We start from the raw sequence: 1,725 nt of genomic DNA on the forward strand, positions 1-1,725 counted from the left end.
GGAGTTCGCTGCGCCCTTGCCGTGACGGTCAGACGGGCCGCTTCTGGTTCTCGATGTACTGCTTGACCACGGTCAGCGGTGCGCCGCCGCAGGACCCGGCGAAGTAGGAGCCGGACCAGAAGTGCCCGCCCCACAGGTACCGGCGCACGTGCGCGTCGTACTCCTTGCGCAGCATCCGGGCCGACACTCCCTTGAGGGAGTTGACCAGCTTCGAGAGCTGGACCTTGGGCGGGTAGTGCACCAGGAGGTGCACGTGGTCGTCCTCGCCGTTGAACTGCTTCAGCTCGGCCTCGAAGTCCGCGCAGACCTCCCTCATGATCTCCTCGCACCGCGTCAGCATGGCGTCGGTCATGGCCTTGCGCCGGTACTTGGTGACAAAGACCAAGTGGACGTGAAGGTTGTAGACGACGTGACGGCCGGTACGTACATCGGGATTAGATTTCCACCGTGGTGACATAAACCAAAGGGTATAATGATCGACATGCAGCTTCGGTACAGCTTCCGCATGTACCCGAGTGCCGGTCAGCGCATGGCGTTGGCGCGGGCGTTCGGGTGTGCTCGGGTTGTCTTCAACGACGCCCTTCGGGCCCGTGAGACCGCCCGTTCCGCCGGGCTGCCCTTCATCCCGTCCGGCGAGCTGTCCAAGCAGCTCACCGCCTCTAAGAAGACCCCCGAGCGGGCATGGCTTGCCGAGGTGTCCTCGGTCGTGTTGCAGCAGTCTCTCCGGGACTTGGACACCGCCTACAAGAACTTCTTCGACGGCCTCAAGGGCAAGCGGCCGAAGATGGGGCCACCCCGGTTCAAGTCCCGCAAGGACACCCGGCCGTCGGTCCGGTTCACCGCCAATGCCGGATGGAAGATCACGACCGGCGGTAAGCTCCGGCTCCCGAAAGTCGGTGACGTAACGGTCAGGTGGTCGCGCTCCCTGCCGTCCACCCCGTCCACGGTGACCGTGGTCAAGGACAGCGCGGGACGGTACTTCGCCTCGTTCGTGGTCGAGACCGAGCCCGAGACGCTGCCCGCCACGGACATCGTGGCCGGCGTCGACCTGGGACTGACGCACTTCGCGATCCTCTCGGACGGCACGAAGATCGACAGCCCCCGCTTCCTGCGCCGGGCCGAGAAGAAACTGAGGAAGGCGCAGCAGGATCTCAGCCGCAAGGCCAAGGGGTCGAAGAATCGAGCGAAGGCCCGGGTCAATGTTGCGCGTGCCCACGCACGGACGGCCGATGCGCGGCGTGAGTTCCACCACCGGCTCTCCACCAAGCTGATCCGCGAAAACCAAGCGGTTGCAGTGGAAGACCTGGCGGTCAAAGGGCTCGCCCGCACCCGCCTCGCCAAGTCCGTGCACGATGCCGGATGGTCGGCGTTCACCACGATGCTGGAGTACAAAGCGGCGAAGTACGGCCGCACCCTCATCCGCATCGGACGCTTCGAGCCGACGTCTCAGGTGTGCTCGCAGTGCGGCGTTAAGGACGGCCCCAAGCCCCTAAACGTCCGTACATGGACATGCGGAGCCTGCGGCGCCCATCTGGACCGGGACATCAACGCGGCGATCAACGTCGCCAGGGCGGCCGGACTGGCCGTATCAGCCTGCGGAGCGCGGGTAAGACCGGGACTCGTCCCGGCACAGCGCGAAGAAACAGGAACCCACCCGAAGCCCCAGCCGGTGACCACCGACAGGCAGGCGGGAATCTCCGTCCTTTAGGGCGGAGAGGATGTCAA

General features: G+C 65.3%; 2 protein-coding genes. One reads left to right on the plus strand and one right to left on the minus strand.

The features are described from left to right. Window positions 1-28: 28 nt before the first annotated feature. Window positions 29-457, minus strand: coding sequence for an IS200/IS605 family transposase (gene tnpA, locus K7862_RS36970; protein ID WP_222970173.1), 429 nt, complete (start codon window positions 455-457; stop codon window positions 29-31). Between the two features lie 24 nt (window positions 458-481). Here tnpA and K7862_RS36975 point away from each other — a divergent pair, with 24 nt between their 5' ends. After that, window positions 482-1,708, plus strand: coding sequence for an RNA-guided endonuclease InsQ/TnpB family protein (locus tag K7862_RS36975; RefSeq protein ID WP_222970175.1), 1,227 nt, complete (start codon window positions 482-484; stop codon window positions 1,706-1,708). Window positions 1,709-1,725 lie beyond the last annotated feature (17 nt).

The organism is Actinacidiphila acidipaludis (assembly GCF_019890725.1).
GTDB classification, from domain to species: domain Bacteria; phylum Actinomycetota; class Actinomycetes; order Streptomycetales; family Streptomycetaceae; genus Actinacidiphila; species Actinacidiphila acidipaludis.

What these genes read in the sequence shown, in the direction of transcription:
- tnpA (WP_222970173.1), bottom strand. Translation starts at nt 457, where the DNA reads ATGTCACCACGGTGGAAATCTAATCCCGATGTACGTACCGGCCGTCAC.
- K7862_RS36975 (WP_222970175.1), top strand. Translation starts at nt 482, where the DNA reads ATGCAGCTTCGGTACAGCTTCCGCATGTACCCGAGTGCCGGTCAGCGC.